Raw genomic sequence first — 17,001 nt, 5'->3', positions numbered from 1 at the left:
CGTCCACCACCGAGGGAGCACCGCATGCCGCCACCCGGCACTGAGCCGTCGCCCGGGGCGTGGGCGCCGCTGCGCCGGCCGGTGTTCCGGACCATCTGGCTCGCCGCGTTCGTCGCCAACGTCGGCACCTGGATGCAGACCGTCGCCGGGCAGTGGCTGCTGATCGAGCACCACAGCACCAGCCTGCTGATCTCGCTCGTGCAGAGCGCGTCCAGCGTTCCGGTCCTGCTGCTGGTGATCCCGGCCGGGGTGGTCGCCGACTTCCTCGACCGGCGGCGGCTGCTGCTGGTCGTGCAAGGGGTGCAGACCGTCCTGGCCGGACTGCTCGCGCTGCTGACCGCGGCCGGGCAGACCACCCCCGGGGTGCTGCTGTTGTTCACCTTCCTGCTGGGCTGCGGGGCGGCCGCGCAACTACCCGCGTACCAGGCAATGGTCTCTGATCTGTTGCCCCGCGCCGAGCTGGGGCAGGGCGCCGCGCTCAGCTCGCTGGGGGTCAACCTGGCCCGGGCGGTCGGCCCGGCGATCGCCGGCCTGCTGCTCGCCCACCTCGGGGTGGCCTGGCTCTTCGCGCTGAACGCGGTCTCCTTCGCGCTGTTCGGGATCGCCCTGCTGGCCGCGCCCGCCGCCGGGCGGACGGCCGCGTCCGCGGTCCGGGCGGTGTCCTGGGCGAGTCTGGAGGCCGGCGCCCGCTACGTCCGGCACGCCCCCGCGGTCCGCCGGATCCTGCTGCGCCTGGTGCTGTTCGCGGTGCCCGCCAACGTGCTGTGGGCGCTGCTCGCACCGCTGGCCGAGGGCCGCCTCGGGCTCGGCGCCACCGGGTACGGGATCCTGCTCGGCGCGGCCGGGGCCGGCGCGGTCGGCGGCGCGATCCTGCTGCCGGCGCTGCGTGGCCGGCTCTCCGCGTCGCGTCAGCTGACGCTCGCCGGGCTGGTCTACGGCGCGGGCCTGCTCGCCCTGGCGGTCACCCGCGACCCGGCCGTGGCGGTGGCGGTACTGGTACCGGTCGGCGTGGCGTGGATCGCCGTGATCGCCGGCCTGAACGCCACCACCCAGGCGTTCCTGCCCGACTGGGTACGGGCCCGGGCGCTGGCGGTCTACCAGATGGTCCTGTTCGGTGTCTTCGCCGGCAGCGCGGCCGCCTGGGGTGCCGTGGCCACCTGGGCCGGGATCGGCCGGACCTTCGCCGTCGCCGGCGTGCTGCTGCTGGTGACGGCGGTGGCCGGCACGCGGCTGCCGCTGCGCCGCACCGACCTCGGGGACCGCACCGCGATCCCGGACGGCGTGCTGCCCGAGGCCACCCTCGCCGGCCGGCCCGACGACCCGATGGAGATCGTCGTCCGCTATCAGGTTCCGGACGAGCGCCGCGACGCCTTCCTCGACGCGCTGCACGACCTGCGGACCAGCCGTCTGCGCACCGGCGCGACGCACTGGGCGCTGCTCAGCGACGCGACCGAGCCCGGCCTGCTGATCGAGCAGTACCGGGTGGCGTCCCGGGCGGACTACCTGGACCAGGGTGAGCACCGGCAGACCCCGTTCGACCACCAGGTCCGCGAGCGGGCCGAAGCCCTCGCCGACGCCGTCTCGACGCAGCGCCTGCTGGTTCTCGCCCTCCCCGCACCCGGCTCAGGTCTCACAGGGGCGGCGGGCCGGGGACGTTCTTCGGATCGTGGCCGACCATCTCCAGCTTGATCCAGTTGTCGTGCAGTTCCAGCTGGGATCCGAAGCCCGTGCCGTTGTACTGATAGGTGGACAGGCCGAGCTTGCGGAACGACGTGTCGAACCACTCCTGGAACTTCGCCAGCTCGGCCGGCGGCACGACCGTCCGACAGCAGTCCACGATGAAGTCACGCAGCGCCGCGTCCTGGAAGCGGTCCACACCTGTGCCGCCGCCGGCGCAGGCGACATAGTGCGGAAGGCCGTCCGTCACGCCGACATCGACGGTCGCGTTGATCGTTCGACCCTTGAGAGGACCGGCCGTGCCCGCGTAGAAGAAGGACTCCACGTATCGGCCTCTCTTCTTTCGGTACGACCGGGTGAGGTCCCACTTCGGCACCAGCTCGCCGGTGATCGGCTCGGCGCAGGCGCCGGGGATGGCATCGAAGTTCCACACCCTCGGATCAGGAGCGGGCGCGTCCTGGATGGCACCGCCCGATGGGGCCGGGGCGGCGCAGGTGGCGCGAGGTGTGGCGGCGCTGCTTCCCGCCGGCGTTGCCGCCTGCGTCGCAGCCGGGACAGTGGTGTTCGCGGTCGGACGGGTCGGTCCGGCGCTGCAGGCGGCAAGCACGGCAAGGGCACCGGCCAGGGCCGCGGCCGGCAAACCGACCCGGCCCGGCTCGGTCGACTTCGCGAACCGAGGCGCTGTGCGTGAGCGTGACACGGGAACTTCCTTGTGCTCAGGACGTTCTAGGGACCTTGACGCCCCTCGGCCGTGATCTTCTTACCAGTGCCGCTCGGCCTATGATCCGGCGCATGACCAGCCGGATCGGGGACATCGTCGTCGACTGCGCGGACCCGGAGTTGATGGCCGCCTTCTGGAGCGCGGCCCTCGGCTACCGGATCTTCGCCCGGGACCGGACCGGCGTCGCCATTCGCGGCGCGACGACCAGCCCCGACATCCTGTTCATCCGGATCCCGGAAGGCAAGACGGGGAAGAACCGGCTGCACTTCGACGTGTGTCCCACTGACCGTGAGCAGGACGAGGAGCTCGCCCGGCTGCTCGATCTCGGCGCGACCCGGTCGGCCATCGTCGGCAGTGGCTCGTGGATCGTCCTGGAGGATCCCGAGGGCAACGAGTTCTGCCTGATGTCCAAACGCATCCCGGCGGAGCCGGCCCCGTTCCACGACGCTTGACCGGTAGGTTTTTCCCTACCTATTCTTGGCGGCATGGCGATTACTCACATCGACGTGCTGTCCCTGCCGGTCCGTGATCAGGAGCGGGCCCGCGACTTCTACGTCGGCACCCTCGGCTTCGAGCTCGTCCGGCAGAACGAGATGGGTCCGGCGCAGCAGTGGGTCCAGGTCGCGCCGAAGGGCGGCCAGACCTCGATCACGCTGGTGACCTGGTTCGACACCATGCCGCCCGGATCACTGCAGGGGCTGGTCCTGCACACCGACGACCTGGACGCCGAGGTCGCCGACCTCACCGGCAAGGGGGTGGCGGTGCCCGACGGCGTCCAGGACGCCCCGTGGGGCCGGTTCGCGGTCTTCGCCGACCCGGACGGCAACCGGCTCGTCCTGCGCGGCCGGCCCGCCCGTGCCTGAGGTGGACGTCTTCACCGCGATCGCCAACCCGGCGCGGCGCGAGGTGCTGCGGCTGCTCCGGGACGAGGGGCCGCACCCGGTGGCGGCCCTGGCGGAACGGTTCGACATGCGCCGGCCGAGCCTCTCGGAGCACCTGCGGCTGCTCAAGGACGCCGGACTGGTCACCGAGCGCCGGGCCGGCCGCCAGCGGGTGTACTCGCTGCGTGCCGAACCGCTGAACGACCTGGCCGACTGGCTGGCGCCCTACGAGCGCTTCTGGCGGGACCGGCTGCACGGCCTGGCCGACTTCCTGGAAACCGACGATGACGACTGAGGCCACCAGCATCGAGGTCGACCAGTACCTGCCGCATCCGCCGGCGAAGGTGTGGCGGGCGCTGACCGACCCCGACCGGCTGGCGCGGTGGCTGATGCCCAACGACTTCACCCCGGTCCTCGGCCACCGCTTCACCTTCCGGACCACCCCGCGGCCGGGCTTCGACGGGATCGTGCACTGCCGGGTGCTCGCGTTGGAGCCGGAGCGGCTGCTGCGGTGGGCCTGGCAGGGCGGCACCCTGGACAGCACGGTCACCTGGACGCTCACGGCCGAGGGCCGAGGCACCCGGCTGTTCCTGCGCCACGACGGGTTCGATCCGGGCGATCCGTTCCAGCGGCAGGCCCTGCGGATCATGGGCGGCGGCTGGCGGTCGCACGTCATGCGCGCGCTGGAAGCGGAACTCGCCGGTTAGCGGGCGGACATCTCCTGGGTGCCGATGGCGGCCAGCAGGTCGAGTTTGCCGCGGGCGTCGGTGCCCGGCCGTGGTGTGTAGACCACCAGGTGCAGGTCGGAGCCCTGGGTGGTGAGCACGTCGCAGTCCAGGGCGATGTCGCCGACCGCCGGATGCTCGACGATCTTGCTGGCGCTCCGGTGCGGGGCGACCGACCGCCGGGTCCACAGCTCGCGGAAGCGGGCGCCGCGGTGCAGCCGGGCGACCAGGGCCGTCACGGCCGGGTCGTCCGGGTAGCGGCTGGTCGTCGCGCGCAGGTCGCCGACCAGGGACTCCTCGAACGCGGCCCGCTCGGCGGGGCTCTGCCGGATCCGGTCCATGGCGCCCTCGAAGTGCAGGATCAGCACGTTGCGGCCGTCCGCACCGCGCACGGTCGGGTCGCCGAAGGTGGCCGCGAGCAGCGGGTTCCAGTGCAACAGCTGCCAGGCCGCGTCGTAGACCGCGAGCGGGTGGCCGTCGAGCCGCTCGATGATCCGGTACAGGCTGCTCGGGATGATCCGGGGGACCCGGGCCGGGCCGGCGGCGTGCCCGGCCAGGCGCATCAGGTGGGCCTGCTCGTCGTCGGAGAGGCGCAGCGCGCGGGCCAGCGCCGAGCAGACCTGCGCCGACGGGGTCGGGGCGCGGCCCTGCTCGAGGCGGACCACGTACTCGGCGGAGATGCCGGCCAGCACCGCGAGCTCCTCGCGGCGCAGGCCGGGGACGCGGCGCGGCGAGTGGTGCGCGAGCCCGGCGGCGGCCGGGTCGAGGCGGTCGCGCCAGGAGCGCAGCGTCGCACCGAGTTGATCCATGGCCACCATGCTGCCACCGCCCGGCCGGATCATCCTGGTACGGCCGGTACCAGGATGATCCGTAGCTGCCGGGATCGGGTCCGGCGCAGCAGGATCGTCGGCATGAACCACGACGCACTCACTCTCGCCGACGACCTGGTCCTGACCCGGATGGGCTACGGCGCCATGCAGCTCGCCGGCCCCGGCGCGTTCGGCCCGGTGCGGGACCGGGCCGAGGCGGTCCGGGTCCTGCGGACCGCCGTCGAGCTGGGCATCACGCACATCGACACCAGCGACTTCTACGGTCCGGTGGAGACCAACGAGATCATCCGGGAGGCGCTGCACCCGTACCGTAATGATCTTCGGATTGTCACCAAGATCGGCTTCCGCCGGGGACCGGACGGCAGCTGGGACCCGTCGCCGGACAACCTGCGCGAGCAGGTGCTGGACAACCTCAAGCACCTCGGGCTGGACACGCTCGACGCGGTCAACCTGCGCGTCGCGGGGCCGGAGTCGCTCGCCGATCGGTTCGGTGAGCTGGTCGAGATGCGGCGCGAAGGCCTCGTACGCCATCTGGGTCTGTCGAATGTGACGCCGGAGCAGGTCGCCGAGGCGCGGGCGATCGCGCCGATCGTCTTCGTGCAGAACCTCTACAACATCGTGCTGCGGACCGACGACGCCCTGATCGACGAGCTGGCCGCGGACGGGATCGGGTTCGTGCCGTTCTTCCCGCTCGGCGGCTTCAGCCCGGTGCAGTCCGGGGTCCTGACGGAGGTGGCCGCCTCGGTCGGCGCGTCGGTGCAGCAGACCGCGCTGGCCTGGCTCCTGCGACGATCTTTCAACATCCTGCTCATTCCCGGTACGTCGTCGGTGGCGCACCTGCGCGAGAACGTCGCCGCCGCGGATGTCGAGCTGCCCGACGACGCCCTCGCCCGTCTGAACGCCCTGGTCGACTGACCCGGGGCCGGGGGATCAGACCCGCCGCAGGACCGAGACGACCTTGCCCAGGATGACCGCGTCGTCGCCCGGGATCGGCTGGTAGGCCGGGTTGCGGGGGTCGAGGAAGACGTGCCCGCCGCGGCGCTGGAACACCTTCACGGTGGCCTCCTCGTCGATCATCGCGGCCACGATGTCCCCGTTCCACGCCTCGGCCTGCTGGCGGATCACCACGATGTCGCCGTCGCAGATCGCGGCGTCGACCATCGAGTCGCCCCGGACCCGCAGGCTGAACAGGGTGCCCCGGCCGACCAGCTCGCGGGGCAGGTTCAGCAGCTCCTCGGCCGACTCGGCGGCCAGGATCGGGGAGCCGGCCGCGATCGTGCCGACCAGCGGCACCCCGACCGTGTCGGCCGGCGGCCGGGACTCGTCGGCCGGCCGCAGGAACATCCGGATGTCGACCGGGCGGCCGACGCTCCGCCCGCGGCGCAGGAAGCCGTGCTCCTCCAGGGTGCGTATGTGGCGGCTGACCGAGGACGTGGACATGCCGAGCGCGTCGGCGATCTCCCGGGTGGCGGGCGCGTATCCGTACTTCACCGCCGCGTCGCGGATCACGGTGAGGATCCGGCGCAGGCGTTCGGGCAGGACGGACGTGTCGAACTCTTCCTCGGGCAGCACCCGCAGAGCCTGCTACACGCCGGAGGTGAACAGCGGGCGACGCGCCGACCGCTACCCGAATGTGACGTGATCGAACGTTGCCGTTTCATTACGGCGAGTCATTCAATGGTCACGGCAATTGCGGGCCGTGACTATTCGACTGCGAACCGCTCGTCCATTGTGCGCAATGGTCAGCCGCTAATCACCCGGACCGCCCAGACCAGCGCGACGCTGGGCAGTGTCATCGCCGCCAAGGTGGCTCCGACCATGGCGAACAGCGTGCCGGAAAGCGAGCCTATTCGGCCCCAGCGGGGTTCACTTTGGATTGTTACATCGGACTCGTACTCGAAATCGAACATGGCTGGAACGGTACACGAAACTGTCCGTTCGGCCCGCACGCCATCATCAATTCGTTATTGAAGAATGGACACCGGGATACGCATCGCCCAGCGGGGCCCGGTGGGTGCGGAGCCTGTCGAAAACGCTCAGAGGGTGCCCGGTGGCAACCCGAGCTCGGTCTCCATGGTGGTCGCCACCGCGCGGTAGGTGTCCGCCACCACGACGTTGACCCGCAGGGTGACGTGCACGATCACGCCGTCCAGCAGGGTGAGCATCCGCCAGGCGGTGGCGTCCGGGTCGGCCGGCGACCAGGCGCCCTCGGCGACACCGGCGGTGAGCAGGTCCACCACCCGGCGGTGCCCGGCCAGCATCCGGCGGTTGACCTCCTCGCGGAGCGCGGTGTTGGTGCGGGCCTGCCCCCACGCGTCCAGCCAGACGGCGGCGGACGGCTCGGTGTCGGCGGTGACCCAGCGGCGCAGCAGCGTGCGCAATCGCGCGACCGCGCCGGCCTGCCGCTCGACCACCGCGAAGTGGCCCTGCAGGTCGGCCGTGACGAGCGTGCCGAAGGCCTCCGCGACGAGCTGCTCGGCCACCGGGAAGTAGTGGCTGACCAGGCTCGACGTCACGCCGAGGAGGTTGGCGACCCGGCGCAGCGTGACGGCTTCCAGGCTCTCGGCGCGGGCCACGCCGGCCGCCGTCGCGACGATTTCGGCGCGCCGGGCGGCCGGGTCCTTGCGTTCGCGCATGTGCCGACCCTATCGGCCACGCCGTGGTACGGATCTTGACAGGTGCGCCCCGCACCGGCATCTTATCGAGCACCTGCTCAATAAGGGGTCGCCTTGAACCTGACCACGCATCAGCCACCCATCGACGTCCCCGGGCGGATCGAGACCCGCGGCATCGACCACATCGAGGAATCCGAGCGGCACGGCCGGCCCCGCGAGCTGTTCTGGGTCTGGCTCTCCGCCAACATCACCTACCTCTACTTCGTGCTCGGCGGCACGATGATCCTGCTCGGGCTCTCGCTCTGGCAGGCCCTCGCGGTGGTCGTCGCCGGCAACCTCTTCTGGCTGGGCGTCGGCGCGCTGGCGGTCACCGGCCCGGTGGCCGGTGCGCCCGGGGTGGTGATCACCCGGGCGATGTTCGGCGTGCGCGGCAACCGGGTGCTCAGTGCCGGGGTCGGCTGGGTCATCGCGGTCGCCTTCGAGGGCGTCAACCTCGCGATCGGCTCGCTGGCCGGTTTCGCCCTCGCCGGGCAGCTCGGACTGACCGCGTCGGTGCCGGTGAAGGCCGTGATCGTGGCGGTGGTCGCGGCCGCCACGTTCGGCCTGAGCGTCTACGGGCACGCCACCATCGCCCGGTTCAGCCCGGTCCTGTCCGGCCTGCTCGCGGTCTGCATGGTCGTGCTCGGTGTCTTCGTCCTGGGCCGGGCGGACCCCGGCTATCAGCCGGCCGAGCCGCTGCACGGGACCGCGCTGATCGCGACGGCCGGCGCCGGGCTGACCATCATCGCGTCGATCCCGCTGTCCTGGGCCACCGGCGCCGACTACTCGCGCTACCTGCCCCGGGACGTCTCGCCGGCCCGGGTGCTGGGCTGGACCGCGCTCGGCGGGTTCCTGCCGGCCGTGGTGATCGCCGCCCTCGGCGTGCTGGCCGGCACCCGGATCGACATGACCGAGCCGCAGACCGCGATCGCGGCGCTCGTCCCGGGCTGGTTCTACCCGCTGTTCCTGGCCGTCGTGGTGCTCGGCTCGATCACGAACAACGTGCTGACCGCGTACTCGTCGGGGTTCTGCCTGCAGGCGCTCGGCGTCCGGGCCAGCCGGGCCTGGACGGTGCTGATCGACGCCGCGGTCGGCGGGGCGATCGCGGTCTACGCGCTGCTCGCGGCGAACTTCCTGGACACCCTCAACGGCGTCCTGGAGTTCACGGTGACCTTCCTCGGCCCGTCGATGGCGATCTACGTGGTCGACATCCTGGTCCGGCGCAACCGTTACCACCCGGCCGAGCTGCACGACGAGTCCCGCGGCGGCCCGTTCTGGTACGACGGCGGCGTCAACCTGGCCGGCCTGGCCGCGATGATCACCGGCACGGTGGCCGGCACGCTCTGTGTCACCACCACCCAGTGGAGCGGCCCGGTCGCCACCGCGCTCGGTGGCCTCGACCTCGCCTGGCTGGCCGGCCCGCTGGTCGGCGGCCTGACCTACCTGCTGGCCGGGCGGCGATACCGGTGAGGCGGCTGACCGAGGACGACGTCCGGCCGCTCGCGCTGGGCTGCGCGGTGCTCAGCACCGGCGGCGGTGGCGGCATCGAGCCGGAGATCCTCGCCACCGCCCGCGCGCTGCGGGAGCACGGGCCGGTCCCGCTGCTCACCCTCGACGACCTCGACCCGGACGCGCTGATCCTGCCGCTCTCCTCGATCGGCGCCCCGACCGTCGCCGACGAACTGCTGGCCAGCGGCGACGAGCCGGCCGCGATCCGGCGGGCGGTCGAGGCCCGGTACGGCCGGCCGGTCACCGCGGTGATGCCGACCGAGATCGGCGGCGCGAACGGCGTCGCCCCGCTCGGCTGGGCGGCCGGCCTCGGCCTGCCGCTGCTCGACGCGGACGGGATGGGCCGGGCCTACCCCGAGCTGCAGATGGTCGCGATGCACGTGGCCGAGATCCCGCCGAGCGTCGTGGTGCTCGCCGACGTGGTCGGCAACGTGGCCACGCTGGACACCGTCGACCCGGGCTGGGCCGAGCAGTGGGCCCGCGCGCTCTGCGTGGCCTCCGGCTCGGCGGCGGTCCTCGCCGACTACGTGATGACCGCCGGCCAGGCCGCCGGGGGAGTGGTGACCGGCAGCGTGAGCCGGGCCCTGGCGATCGGGCACCGGCTGGCCGGCGCCACCGACCCGGTGCCCGCGCTGCTCGCCGAGCTCGGCGCGGACCTGCTGGTCACCGGCAAGGTCACCGCGGTGGAACGGCAGACCGCCGGGGGCTTCGTCCGCGGCACGGTGACCGTCGGCGACGTGGTGATCGACGTGCAGAACGAGAACCTGATCGCCCGCCGCGACGGCGTGGTGCTGGCCGCCGTGCCCGACCTGATCACCGTGGTCGACGCGGACAGCGGGGTGCCGATCGCCACCGAGGCGCTGCGCTACGGCCAGCGGGTCAGCGTCCTGGCCTGGCCCGGCGACCCGATCTGGCGCACCCCGCGCGGCCTGGCCATCGCCGGCCCGGCCGCCTTCGGATACCACCTGGAGCCGGCATGAGCCCGAAAACGGTGATCGGCGTCGACGTCGGCGGCACCAACACCGACGCGGTGGCGCTCGACGCCGCCGGCCGGGTGCTCGCCGCGGTGAAGCGGCCCACCACCGAGGACGTGACCGGCGGGGTGCGGGCCGCCCTGGACGCGCTCGGCGAGCACGTCACCCGGGCCTCGCGGATCGTGGTCGGCAGCACGCACGCCACCAACGCGGTGGTCCAGCGGCGCGGGCTCGGGCGGGTCGCGGTGCTGCGGCTGGGCGCGCCCTCCGGCGCCTCGGTCCCGCCGTTCACCGGCTGGCCGGCGGATCTGCGCGCGAGCGTCGACGGCGGGGTGGCGCACGTGCGGGGCGGGGTGCTGCTCGACGGGCGGCCGCTCACCCCGCTCGACGAGGACGCGATCGACCGGTTCCTGGACAAGGTCGCGGACGGCGGTGGGGTGGACGCGGTCGCGGTCACCGGGGTCTTCGCCACCTCGGACGGTTCGCAGGAGAACGCCGTACGCGAAAGGGTGTTGATCCGATGTGGTCCTGAGGTGCCCGTCTCGCTCAGCCATGAGATCGGCGGGCCGGGACTGCTCGAACGGGAGAACGCGACGATCCTGAACGCCGCCCTCGCCCAGGTCGTGCGGATGCTGACCGCGGCCGTCGACGGACATCACCCGGGAATTCCCTGCTACCTGGCGCAGAACGACGGCACCGTGATGGACGCCGCGCACGCCGCCCGGTTCCCGGTGCTGACCATCGGCAGCGGCCAGGCGAACTCGGTCCGCGGCGCCGCGATCCTGGCCGGGATCGGGGACGCGATCGTCGCCGACATCGGCGGCACCACCACCGACCTGTGCGTGCTGACCGGCGGCCAGCCCCGGCAGAGCACGGTCGGCGTGACGATCGGCGGCATCCGGCTCGCGGTGCCGATGCCGGACGTCCTCTCCGTCCCGATCGGCGGCGGCACGATCGTGCACGGCACCGCCGCCGAGCCCCGGCTGGGTCCGCGGTCGGTGGCGCACGCGATCACCTCGCAGGCGCTGGTCTTCGGCGGCGGCACGCCGACGCTCACCGACGTGGCCCGGCACGCGGGGCGCACCGGGATCGGGCACACCACCCCCGGCCGGCGGTTCCACGACCTGTTGCGGGGTGCGTTGCCGCTGCTGGACGCGCGGCTCGCGGAGGCCGTCGACGTCATCGGCGGGGGGCGCGGCCGGCTGCCGCTGGTGCTGGTCGGCGGGGGTGCGCCGATCGCCGACCCGGCCGGCGAGGTGATCCGGCCGGAGCATGCCGGGGTGGCGGCGGCGGTCGGCGCGGCCACCGCCGAGGCCGGCGGGCGGGCCGAGGCGGTGGTGCCGCTCGGCGTCCGGCACGGCCCGGCGATGGCGGCGGCGGAGCGCCAGGCGGTGGCCCGGGCCGTCGCGGCGGGCGCCGATCCGGCCCGGGTGCGGGTGACCGAGGTGACCGAGACGCCGCTGAGCTACCTGTCCACCCCCGCGGTCCGCCTTCGCGTCAAGGCCGCCGGCCCGCTGGTCGGATAGGCCCTCGTTGTTCACCTGGCGGCCACGTATCGGGGCAACATGATCGACAACCCATCGACGATCATGGACCCGCAACTGGTAACCGACATGGGGGATGATGATGACCGTACGTATCGGGAGACTGCGAGCGCTGCTCGCCGGGCTTCTGGCCGCCGTTGCCACGCTGGCCACGCTGGCGGTGGCGTCGCCGGCGCAGGCCGCGTACCCGTCGAACGGCTGGTACATGATCGTCAATGACTACTACGACGGCTTCAACGACTACACGTACTGCCTGAGCACCAACGCGAACGACATCGGCTCCAACACGCACGCGGTCTACCTGGCGGTGTGCAATGCCAACACGCCGGCCCAGTGGTGGTACTCGCAGCGCACCTCGTCGACCTTCACGGACATCGTCCACCTGGTGAACTACCAGAACTTCGGCGGCAAGGTCTGGGAGCTCAGTCAGAACGGGACGAAGGCGTACACCGCGGTGTCCAGCAGCTCGAACACCCACGTGTGGGACCTCGGCGACGCCTCCACCACCTCCGGCAAGCGCCTGGTGCAGGCGCTTTACGGGGGCTCGCCGGCACTGAGCGCGTCGCACAACAGCCCGGACATCGCCGGCACGATGAACGTCTACGTGACCAGCGGCGCGACGGTGGCGCAGCACTACTGGCGCTACGAGGTCCGCGGCACCCGGCCGTCCTGCTCCCCGTGCGGCGCGGCCCGCTAAGGCTGAGCGTCGATGGTGGCCGGGTCGTCCGTCGCCGGACGGCCCGGCTCACCCCAACTTCAAGATCAAAATCGCTGATTTGGTACGGCGTGAGCCCGGTCCCCGGGTTCAGGAAATGATCTTGCCGGACAGGCGCAGGAACTTTCCGTCCGGCTGGGTGATGCTCGCGTGGACCTGGCCCTCGGCGAAGTCCTCGAGGTGCACCACGGTGGTGTTGTCCGGCTCCTGCCAGGTCACCGCGAACAGCCCCGGGCGCAGCACGACGACCTGGAAGTCGACCGTCTGGGCCAGACCGCCGGCGTTGCCGCCGAGGATCTCGAAGGTCAGCCGGGACGCCGACCCGAAGGTGATCCGCGACCGGAAGATCTGGAAGTCGATGTCGAAGGTGTGCCCGGCCGGGATCTCGATCGCGTTCGCGAGGTCGCTCATGAGGGTGTCGCTTTCTGGAGTTCGTGCAAGTCAGGGCCCGAGTCAAGCACCCGGGAAGGGCCGGCTCCGGTAGGTCCGCGGCGGCCGTTCCCGCACGGGCAACCGGCCTTGCCCGCGGGGCCGCACCCGAGAGGGAACCGGCGGTTGCCCGCCGGGGCACACCAGCGGGCCCGGCCCGGTTCCGGCGGGACCACTGGATAGGTTGGCGATCATGATCATTAGTACGCCCGCGACCACGCCGATCGTGGCGGTCGAGGGTCTCACCAAGTCGTTCGACGACGGTCCGGTGCTGCGCGGCGTCAGCCTCGGCGTCGCGCCCGGCGAGTTCCTGTCGATCGTCGGCCCCAGCGGCTCGGGCAAGTCGACGCTGCTCTACTGCATGTCCGGCCTGGAGCCGGCCACCACCGGCACGGTGCGCCTGCTGGGCACGCCGATCGGGTCGCTGAGCCGCGGCGCGCTCGCCCGGCTGCGCCGCGACCATCTGGGCTTCGTGTTCCAGTCCTACAACCTGATCCCGTCGCTGTCCGCCCGGGACAACGTGGCGCTGCCGGCGCGCCTGGCCCGGCGCGGCATCAGCGCCGCCGACGTCGACCGGGCGCTGGACCGGGTCGGACTGGCCGACCGGGCCGCCGCGCTGCCGTCCGCGCTCTCCGGCGGCCAGCAGCAGCGGGTGGCGATCGCCCGGGCGCTGGCCCTGCGGCCCGACGTGCTGTTCGCCGACGAGCCGACCGGCGCGCTCGACACCGCCGCCGGCGTGCAGGTGCTGGAGCTGCTGGTCGCGTTCGCGGGCGAGGGCCGGGCGGTGGTCATGGTGACCCACGACCTGCAGGCCGCGGCCCGCGCCGACCGGGTGCTCGTGCTGCGCGACGGCGTCGTGCACCGGGAGTTGGTCAGCCCGTCCGCCGGTGCGGTCTTCGCCGCGGTGGCCGGCTGACATGCTCAAACTGATCTTCACGGACCTGCTCGCGAACCTCCGGGTCTGGGTCGGCGCGCTGCTCGTCGCCGTCGCCACCGCCGCGGTCGGCGCGGTGGTGGCCGCCGGCATCGAGACCGCCGTCGTCATCGGTGGTCAGGACGCCCTCGCCCTGTACGGGATCAGCGGCACCGTCCTCGCCTTCACCGCCGTCACCACGCTGATCGTGACCGGCACGGTCGCCAACCTCACCGTCGCCCTGCAGCAGCGCGTCTACGCGCTGTGGCAGCTCGCCGGGGTCGGCCCGGGCCTGGTCCGGGCCGTGGTGACGACCCAGCTGGCGATCGTCGCGGTGGCCGGCGCGGTGCTCGGCTGCGTCGCGGCGGTGCCGGTGCTGCAGCCGCTGCTGCGGATCGCGCTGGCCGGGTTACACGTCCGGTTCGACGCGTGGGCCGCCGCGCCGGTGATCACCGTCGTGGTGCTGGTCATGACGCTGGGCGGCGCCCGCAGCGCGGCCCGGGCGAGCCGCACGCCGCCGATCCGGTCACTGCGCGAGCCGGAGCCGCCCGGCCGCCGGATGAGCCCCGGCCGCTGGGTCGCCGGCCTGGCCACCGTGGCGGTCACCGGGGCCCTCGTCGCCGGGCTGCCGGGCACCGACCCGCAACGGCTGGTCACCCCGCTGAGCCTGGTCGCGCCGCTGATCGCCGCGGTCTTCGCCGCGTTCGGGCCGCTGCTGCTGACGCCGTTGCTGCGCGGCTGGACCGGTCTCGTGCCGGCCACCGCGTCCAGCTCCTGGTTCCTGGCCCGCAACAGCGCCGCCCATCAGGCGTCCCGGAGCACCGCCGCGATCACCCCGGTGATGGTGGCGATCGCCCTGACCGGCGGCCTGTACGCGGCGGACGCCACCGTCACCGGCGGCGACTCGCCGGGCGCCGGCTCGGTGGGGCTGCTGCTCGGCGGGCCGCTGCTGCTGTCCCTGGTGGGCGCGGCGGCCACCAGCTTCATGGCCGGCGGCCGCCGGGAGCGGGAGTACGCCCTGATCCTGGCCGCGGGCGGGACCCCGGCGACGGTCCTCGCCGCGGCCGCCGCCGAGGCGGTCATCCAGGTGGGCACCGCGGCCCTGCTCGGCGGGACCGCGGTGGTGACGACCGCGCTGATCGGGGCGTGGGCGGCGGGGACCGCACCGGCGTTCGGGGCGGCCGCCGTCGCGACCGTGACCGGCGCGGGCCTCGTGCTGACACTCACCGCGACGCTGCTGCCGACGGCTCTGACCCTGCGGCGGGACGTGGCCCGGACCCTGACCGCGGACGCCTGACCCGCAGGCACGGCGGGCCGGTGCGAGCACGCCGCGGACAGCGGCGTGCTCTCCGGGGTTCTCCGGTGACCGCAGCATGATCGGCGGGACCGCGCCGAGCAGGATCACGTCGGCGACCCGGGCGAGGTAGCGTCGCTGACATGGTGGTCCGGGAGGTCAAGGAAGCCCTGGCCCGGATGACCGGCGGTGCGGCCGGCCCGAGCATGGCGGAGATGGCGAGAGATCTGTTGGCGGGCCGGATCCGGCTGCGTGACCTCGCCACGAGTTCGGTGTATGCCGACCCGATGGCGGAGGGCGTCGAGCGGTACCTGCGCTGGGCGGCGGAGTTGACCCCGGAGCAGAGTGCGGCGCTGGAGGACCAGGTTCGGGACCGCTTCGGAGTGAACCTGGAAGACCGCCCGCGGGCAGATTCCGGGCGTACCGCTGGATGCGAATCTTCCTGAACGGATCTGCGAGAGTTCCTGAATGAACCAGGCAACGATCTCGATCGGTCCCGTTCTGGGTGTGGTGCTCGCCGGGCTCGTGCTGGTCGCCGCGACGGCGGCTGCGGTCGGGCGGCTCGGGGTGTCGCGGGCCGTGGTCACCGCGTCGATCAGGGCTGTCGCGCAGCTGGCGCTGGTGTCGTTGCTGATCACCGCCGTGCTGCGGTCGTGGTGGTCGACGGCCGCGTTCATCCTGCTCATGGTGCTGGTCGCGGCGCTCACCTCGGCCCGGCGGGTCAGCACGTTGCGGCTCGGGTGGCCGGCGATTCTCCCGATCGTGGCCGGTGCCGGGGTGGCCGGTGTCGTGGTGGTCGCCGCCGGCACGGTTCCGGCGACCGAGATCGCGGTCCTGCCGATCGCCGGCATCCTGGTCGGCGGTGCGATGACCGCGACGTCGCTGTCCGGCCGCCGCGCGCTGGACGAGCTGCGGGATCGGCGCGGCGAGTTCGAGGCCGCCCTGGCCCTGGGCTTCCTGCCGCGCGACGCCGCGCTCGAAGTCTGCCGGCCGACCGCCGGCCAGGCCCTGATGCCCGCCTTGGATCAGACCCGGACGGTCGGCCTGGTCACGCTGCCGGGCGCGTTCGTCGGGGTGCTGCTCGGCGGCGGCTCCGCGGTCCAGGCCGGCGCCACCCAGCTGCTCGTCCTGGTCGGCCTGCTGGCCGCCGAGGCGATCGCCGCCGCGCTGATGCTCGAACTCGTCGCGAACGGCCTGGTCAGCCGCCCATAGGAGTCCGCCCCGAAAGAACGCCGCCCATAGGAGTCCGCCCCCGGAAGGCTGCTTCCAGGGGCGGACCTTTCCGGGGGAGGGGGAAAGGCTCAGGCGGCGACCACGGTCCGCTTCCCGGCAGGACGCAAGAACAAGATCAAGACCACGATTACGTACGCCGTGAAAGCCCCGACCTCAAGGACCGTCGCCGATGGAGTGACGTTGATCGTCGCGGCGAGCAACGTCCCGTACCAGGACGTCGGTTCGATCGTCGCCGACCAGTCGTAGGCGACCGTCGTCGACCCGGGCAGGTACCCGGCGACCTGGAACCCGTGCACCGCGTACTTCGCGATCCCGGCCGCGACCAGCACCAGCAGCACCCCCGTGCCGGTGAACAGCCGGCCCAGGTTGACCCGGGCGACCGCCGCGTACATCAGCACGCCGAGCAGCACCGCCGAGACCACCCCGGCGAGCATGCCGAGCAGCGGGGCGACGGTCTCGCTGGCGGCCTGGGCGGCCGAGAAGACCAGCAGCACCATCTCGACGCTCTCCCGGATGACCGCGACGAACGCGAGCGCGGCGACGGCGAACCGGCCCAGCCCGAGCGCCTCGGTGAGTTTGCCGGTCAGCTCGGTCTTGATGGTGCGGGCGCTGGCCCGCATCCAGAAGATCATCCAGGTGACCATGGCGACCGCGATCAGCGATGTGATCGCCTCGAACAGCTCCAGCCGCACGCCGGAGAGCACCGAGGTGGCGACGTAGGTCAGGATCGCGCCGAGCCCGGCCGCGCAGACGATCGCCAGCGCGACGCCGGCCCAGAGCGGGAGCAGGCCGTCCCGGCGCTGGGACCGGGCCAGCAACGTGACCAGGATGGACACGACGAGCGCGGCCTCCAGGCCGTCACGCAGGCCGATGAGATAGCTGGCGAAGAACGCGCCGCCCAC

General features: G+C 72.8%; 21 protein-coding genes. 14 read left to right on the top strand and 7 right to left on the bottom strand.

All coding sequences use genetic code 11. The features are described from left to right. Window positions 1-24 precede the first annotated feature (24 nt). Complete coding sequence (locus tag L3i22_RS33295) at window positions 25-1,689, top strand: MFS transporter (RefSeq protein WP_221321451.1); 1,665 nt, start codon at window positions 25-27, stop codon at window positions 1,687-1,689. On the opposite strand, the gene L3i22_RS33290 is transcribed toward L3i22_RS33295, so the two are convergent. After that, window positions 1,631-2,284, bottom strand: coding sequence for a hypothetical protein (locus tag L3i22_RS33290; RefSeq protein ID WP_221321450.1), 654 nt, complete (start codon window positions 2,282-2,284; stop codon window positions 1,631-1,633). The genes L3i22_RS33295 and L3i22_RS33290 overlap by 59 nt on opposite strands. A 185-nt stretch (window positions 2,285-2,469) precedes the next feature. Here L3i22_RS33290 and L3i22_RS33285 point away from each other — a divergent pair, with 185 nt between their 5' ends. Genes L3i22_RS33285 through L3i22_RS33270 form a run of 4 tightly spaced genes read left to right on the top strand, consistent with a single transcriptional unit; the run spans window position 2,470 to window position 3,986 of the window. Continuing rightward, the gene (locus L3i22_RS33285; RefSeq protein WP_221321449.1) at window positions 2,470-2,850 is read left to right on the top strand and encodes a VOC family protein; all 381 of its coding nucleotides are present in this window, start codon (window positions 2,470-2,472) and stop codon (window positions 2,848-2,850) included. Window positions 2,851-2,883: 33 nt separating this feature from the next. After that, window positions 2,884-3,261, top strand: coding sequence for a VOC family protein (locus L3i22_RS33280; RefSeq protein ID WP_221321448.1), 378 nt, complete (start codon window positions 2,884-2,886; stop codon window positions 3,259-3,261). Continuing rightward, window positions 3,254-3,574: a helix-turn-helix transcriptional regulator gene (locus tag L3i22_RS33275; RefSeq protein WP_221321447.1), complete on the top strand. Its 321-nt coding sequence runs from the start codon at window positions 3,254-3,256 to the stop codon at window positions 3,572-3,574. Before L3i22_RS33280 ends, L3i22_RS33275 begins: the two co-directional genes overlap by 8 nt. Continuing rightward, window positions 3,564-3,986, top strand: a complete 423-nt coding sequence (locus tag L3i22_RS33270; RefSeq protein WP_221321446.1) for an SRPBCC domain-containing protein — start codon at window positions 3,564-3,566, stop codon at window positions 3,984-3,986. Before L3i22_RS33275 ends, L3i22_RS33270 begins: the two co-directional genes overlap by 11 nt. Here L3i22_RS33270 and L3i22_RS33265 read toward each other — a convergent pair. Next, the gene (locus tag L3i22_RS33265) at window positions 3,983-4,813 is read right to left on the bottom strand and encodes a helix-turn-helix transcriptional regulator (protein ID WP_255657357.1); all 831 of its coding nucleotides are present in this window, start codon (window positions 4,811-4,813) and stop codon (window positions 3,983-3,985) included. The two genes, L3i22_RS33270 and L3i22_RS33265, sit on opposite strands and share 4 nt — an antisense overlap. A 102-nt stretch (window positions 4,814-4,915) precedes the next feature. Here L3i22_RS33265 and L3i22_RS33260 point away from each other — a divergent pair, with 102 nt between their 5' ends. Next, window positions 4,916-5,749, top strand: coding sequence for an oxidoreductase (locus L3i22_RS33260; RefSeq protein ID WP_221321444.1), 834 nt, complete (start codon window positions 4,916-4,918; stop codon window positions 5,747-5,749). 15 nt (window positions 5,750-5,764) lie between these two features. Here the strand turns inward: L3i22_RS33260 and lexA are convergent, their stop codons facing one another. The 3 genes from lexA to L3i22_RS33245 form a co-directional block, all read right to left on the bottom strand. Then, window positions 5,765-6,406, bottom strand: a complete 642-nt coding sequence (gene lexA / locus L3i22_RS33255) for a transcriptional repressor LexA (RefSeq protein WP_221321443.1) — start codon at window positions 6,404-6,406, stop codon at window positions 5,765-5,767. A 170-nt stretch (window positions 6,407-6,576) separates the two neighbouring features. After that, window positions 6,577-6,744 carry a hypothetical protein gene (locus tag L3i22_RS33250; protein ID WP_221321442.1) on the bottom strand — a complete coding sequence of 56 codons (168 nt, stop codon included), beginning with the start codon at window positions 6,742-6,744 and terminating at the stop codon, window positions 6,577-6,579. Between the two features lie 126 nt (window positions 6,745-6,870). Continuing rightward, window positions 6,871-7,470, bottom strand: a complete 600-nt coding sequence (locus tag L3i22_RS33245) for a TetR/AcrR family transcriptional regulator (RefSeq protein WP_221321441.1) — start codon at window positions 7,468-7,470, stop codon at window positions 6,871-6,873. 93 nt (window positions 7,471-7,563) lie between these two features. Between L3i22_RS33245 and L3i22_RS33240 the strand changes: the two genes are divergently transcribed. The 4 genes from L3i22_RS33240 to L3i22_RS33225 all read left to right on the top strand — a co-directional run bounded on the left by L3i22_RS33240 (window position 7,564) and on the right by L3i22_RS33225 (window position 12,212). Next, window positions 7,564-8,958, top strand: a complete 1,395-nt coding sequence (locus L3i22_RS33240) for a cytosine permease (RefSeq protein ID WP_221321440.1) — start codon at window positions 7,564-7,566, stop codon at window positions 8,956-8,958. After that, entirely contained in the window at window positions 8,955-9,977 is a 1,023-nt protein-coding gene (locus tag L3i22_RS33235) for a DUF917 domain-containing protein (RefSeq protein WP_255657356.1), read from the top strand. Before L3i22_RS33240 ends, L3i22_RS33235 begins: the two co-directional genes overlap by 4 nt. Next, window positions 9,974-11,497 (top strand): hydantoinase/oxoprolinase N-terminal domain-containing protein, encoded by a 1,524-nt coding sequence (locus tag L3i22_RS33230; protein ID WP_221321439.1) that lies wholly within the window; start codon window positions 9,974-9,976, stop codon window positions 11,495-11,497. Before L3i22_RS33235 ends, L3i22_RS33230 begins: the two co-directional genes overlap by 4 nt. Before the next feature lie 100 nt (window positions 11,498-11,597). Next, the gene (locus L3i22_RS33225; protein ID WP_221321438.1) at window positions 11,598-12,212 is read left to right on the top strand and encodes a hypothetical protein; all 615 of its coding nucleotides are present in this window, start codon (window positions 11,598-11,600) and stop codon (window positions 12,210-12,212) included. Between the two features lie 108 nt (window positions 12,213-12,320). Here L3i22_RS33225 and L3i22_RS33220 read toward each other — a convergent pair whose 3' ends face one another. After that, window positions 12,321-12,641: a hypothetical protein gene (locus L3i22_RS33220; protein ID WP_221321437.1), complete on the bottom strand. Its 321-nt coding sequence runs from the start codon at window positions 12,639-12,641 to the stop codon at window positions 12,321-12,323. 211 nt (window positions 12,642-12,852) lie between these two features. On the opposite strand from L3i22_RS33220, the gene L3i22_RS33215 reads away from it, so the two are divergent. The 4 genes from L3i22_RS33215 (at window position 12,853) to L3i22_RS33200 (ending at window position 16,078) form a co-directional block, all read left to right on the top strand. After that, a complete protein-coding gene (locus L3i22_RS33215; RefSeq protein WP_221321436.1) occupies window positions 12,853-13,575 on the top strand; it encodes an ABC transporter ATP-binding protein in 723 nt (240 codons plus the stop codon). Between the two features lies 1 nt (window position 13,576). Beyond that, window positions 13,577-14,869 carry a hypothetical protein gene (locus L3i22_RS33210; protein ID WP_221321435.1) on the top strand — a complete coding sequence of 431 codons (1,293 nt, stop codon included), beginning with the start codon at window positions 13,577-13,579 and terminating at the stop codon, window positions 14,867-14,869. A 140-nt stretch (window positions 14,870-15,009) separates the two neighbouring features. Continuing rightward, window positions 15,010-15,312 (top strand): hypothetical protein, encoded by a 303-nt coding sequence (locus L3i22_RS33205; protein ID WP_221321434.1) that lies wholly within the window; start codon window positions 15,010-15,012, stop codon window positions 15,310-15,312. A 22-nt stretch (window positions 15,313-15,334) separates the two neighbouring features. Beyond that, complete coding sequence (locus L3i22_RS33200; RefSeq protein WP_221321433.1) at window positions 15,335-16,078, top strand: ABC transporter permease; 744 nt, start codon at window positions 15,335-15,337, stop codon at window positions 16,076-16,078. A gap of 89 nt (window positions 16,079-16,167) precedes the next feature. On the opposite strand, the gene efeU is transcribed toward L3i22_RS33200, so the two are convergent. Further along, window positions 16,168-17,001 carry an iron uptake transporter permease EfeU gene (gene efeU, locus L3i22_RS33195; RefSeq protein ID WP_221321432.1) on the bottom strand — a complete coding sequence of 278 codons (834 nt, stop codon included), beginning with the start codon at window positions 16,999-17,001 and terminating at the stop codon, window positions 16,168-16,170.

It is taken from the genome of Actinoplanes sp. L3-i22 (assembly GCF_019704555.1).
Taxonomy (GTDB): domain Bacteria; phylum Actinomycetota; class Actinomycetes; order Mycobacteriales; family Micromonosporaceae; genus Actinoplanes.
The sequence above is the reverse complement of the archived record's forward strand: the minus strand, read 5'-3'. Positions and strand labels throughout refer to the sequence as shown.

Excerpts from the sequence above, each read along its gene's own strand:
- L3i22_RS33295 (WP_221321451.1), top strand. The coding sequence starts at position 25 with ATGCCGCCACCCGGCACTGAGCCGTCGCCCGGGGCGTGGGCGCCGCTG.
- L3i22_RS33285 (WP_221321449.1), top strand. The coding sequence starts at position 2,470 with ATGACCAGCCGGATCGGGGACATCGTCGTCGACTGCGCGGACCCGGAG.
- L3i22_RS33280 (WP_221321448.1), top strand. The coding sequence starts at position 2,884 with ATGGCGATTACTCACATCGACGTGCTGTCCCTGCCGGTCCGTGATCAG.
- L3i22_RS33270 (WP_221321446.1), top strand. The coding sequence starts at position 3,564 with ATGACGACTGAGGCCACCAGCATCGAGGTCGACCAGTACCTGCCGCAT.
- L3i22_RS33265 (WP_255657357.1), bottom strand. The coding sequence starts at position 4,813 with ATGGATCAACTCGGTGCGACGCTGCGCTCCTGGCGCGACCGCCTCGAC.
- L3i22_RS33260 (WP_221321444.1), top strand. The coding sequence starts at position 4,916 with ATGAACCACGACGCACTCACTCTCGCCGACGACCTGGTCCTGACCCGG.
- L3i22_RS33250 (WP_221321442.1), bottom strand. The coding sequence starts at position 6,744 with ATGTTCGATTTCGAGTACGAGTCCGATGTAACAATCCAAAGTGAACCC.
- L3i22_RS33245 (WP_221321441.1), bottom strand. The coding sequence starts at position 7,470 with ATGCGCGAACGCAAGGACCCGGCCGCCCGGCGCGCCGAAATCGTCGCG.
- L3i22_RS33230 (WP_221321439.1), top strand. The coding sequence starts at position 9,974 with ATGAGCCCGAAAACGGTGATCGGCGTCGACGTCGGCGGCACCAACACC.
- L3i22_RS33225 (WP_221321438.1), top strand. The coding sequence starts at position 11,598 with ATGACCGTACGTATCGGGAGACTGCGAGCGCTGCTCGCCGGGCTTCTG.
- L3i22_RS33220 (WP_221321437.1), bottom strand. The coding sequence starts at position 12,641 with ATGAGCGACCTCGCGAACGCGATCGAGATCCCGGCCGGGCACACCTTC.
- L3i22_RS33215 (WP_221321436.1), top strand. The coding sequence starts at position 12,853 with ATGATCATTAGTACGCCCGCGACCACGCCGATCGTGGCGGTCGAGGGT.
- L3i22_RS33210 (WP_221321435.1), top strand. The coding sequence starts at position 13,577 with ATGCTCAAACTGATCTTCACGGACCTGCTCGCGAACCTCCGGGTCTGG.
- L3i22_RS33205 (WP_221321434.1), top strand. The coding sequence starts at position 15,010 with ATGGTGGTCCGGGAGGTCAAGGAAGCCCTGGCCCGGATGACCGGCGGT.
- L3i22_RS33200 (WP_221321433.1), top strand. The coding sequence starts at position 15,335 with ATGAACCAGGCAACGATCTCGATCGGTCCCGTTCTGGGTGTGGTGCTC.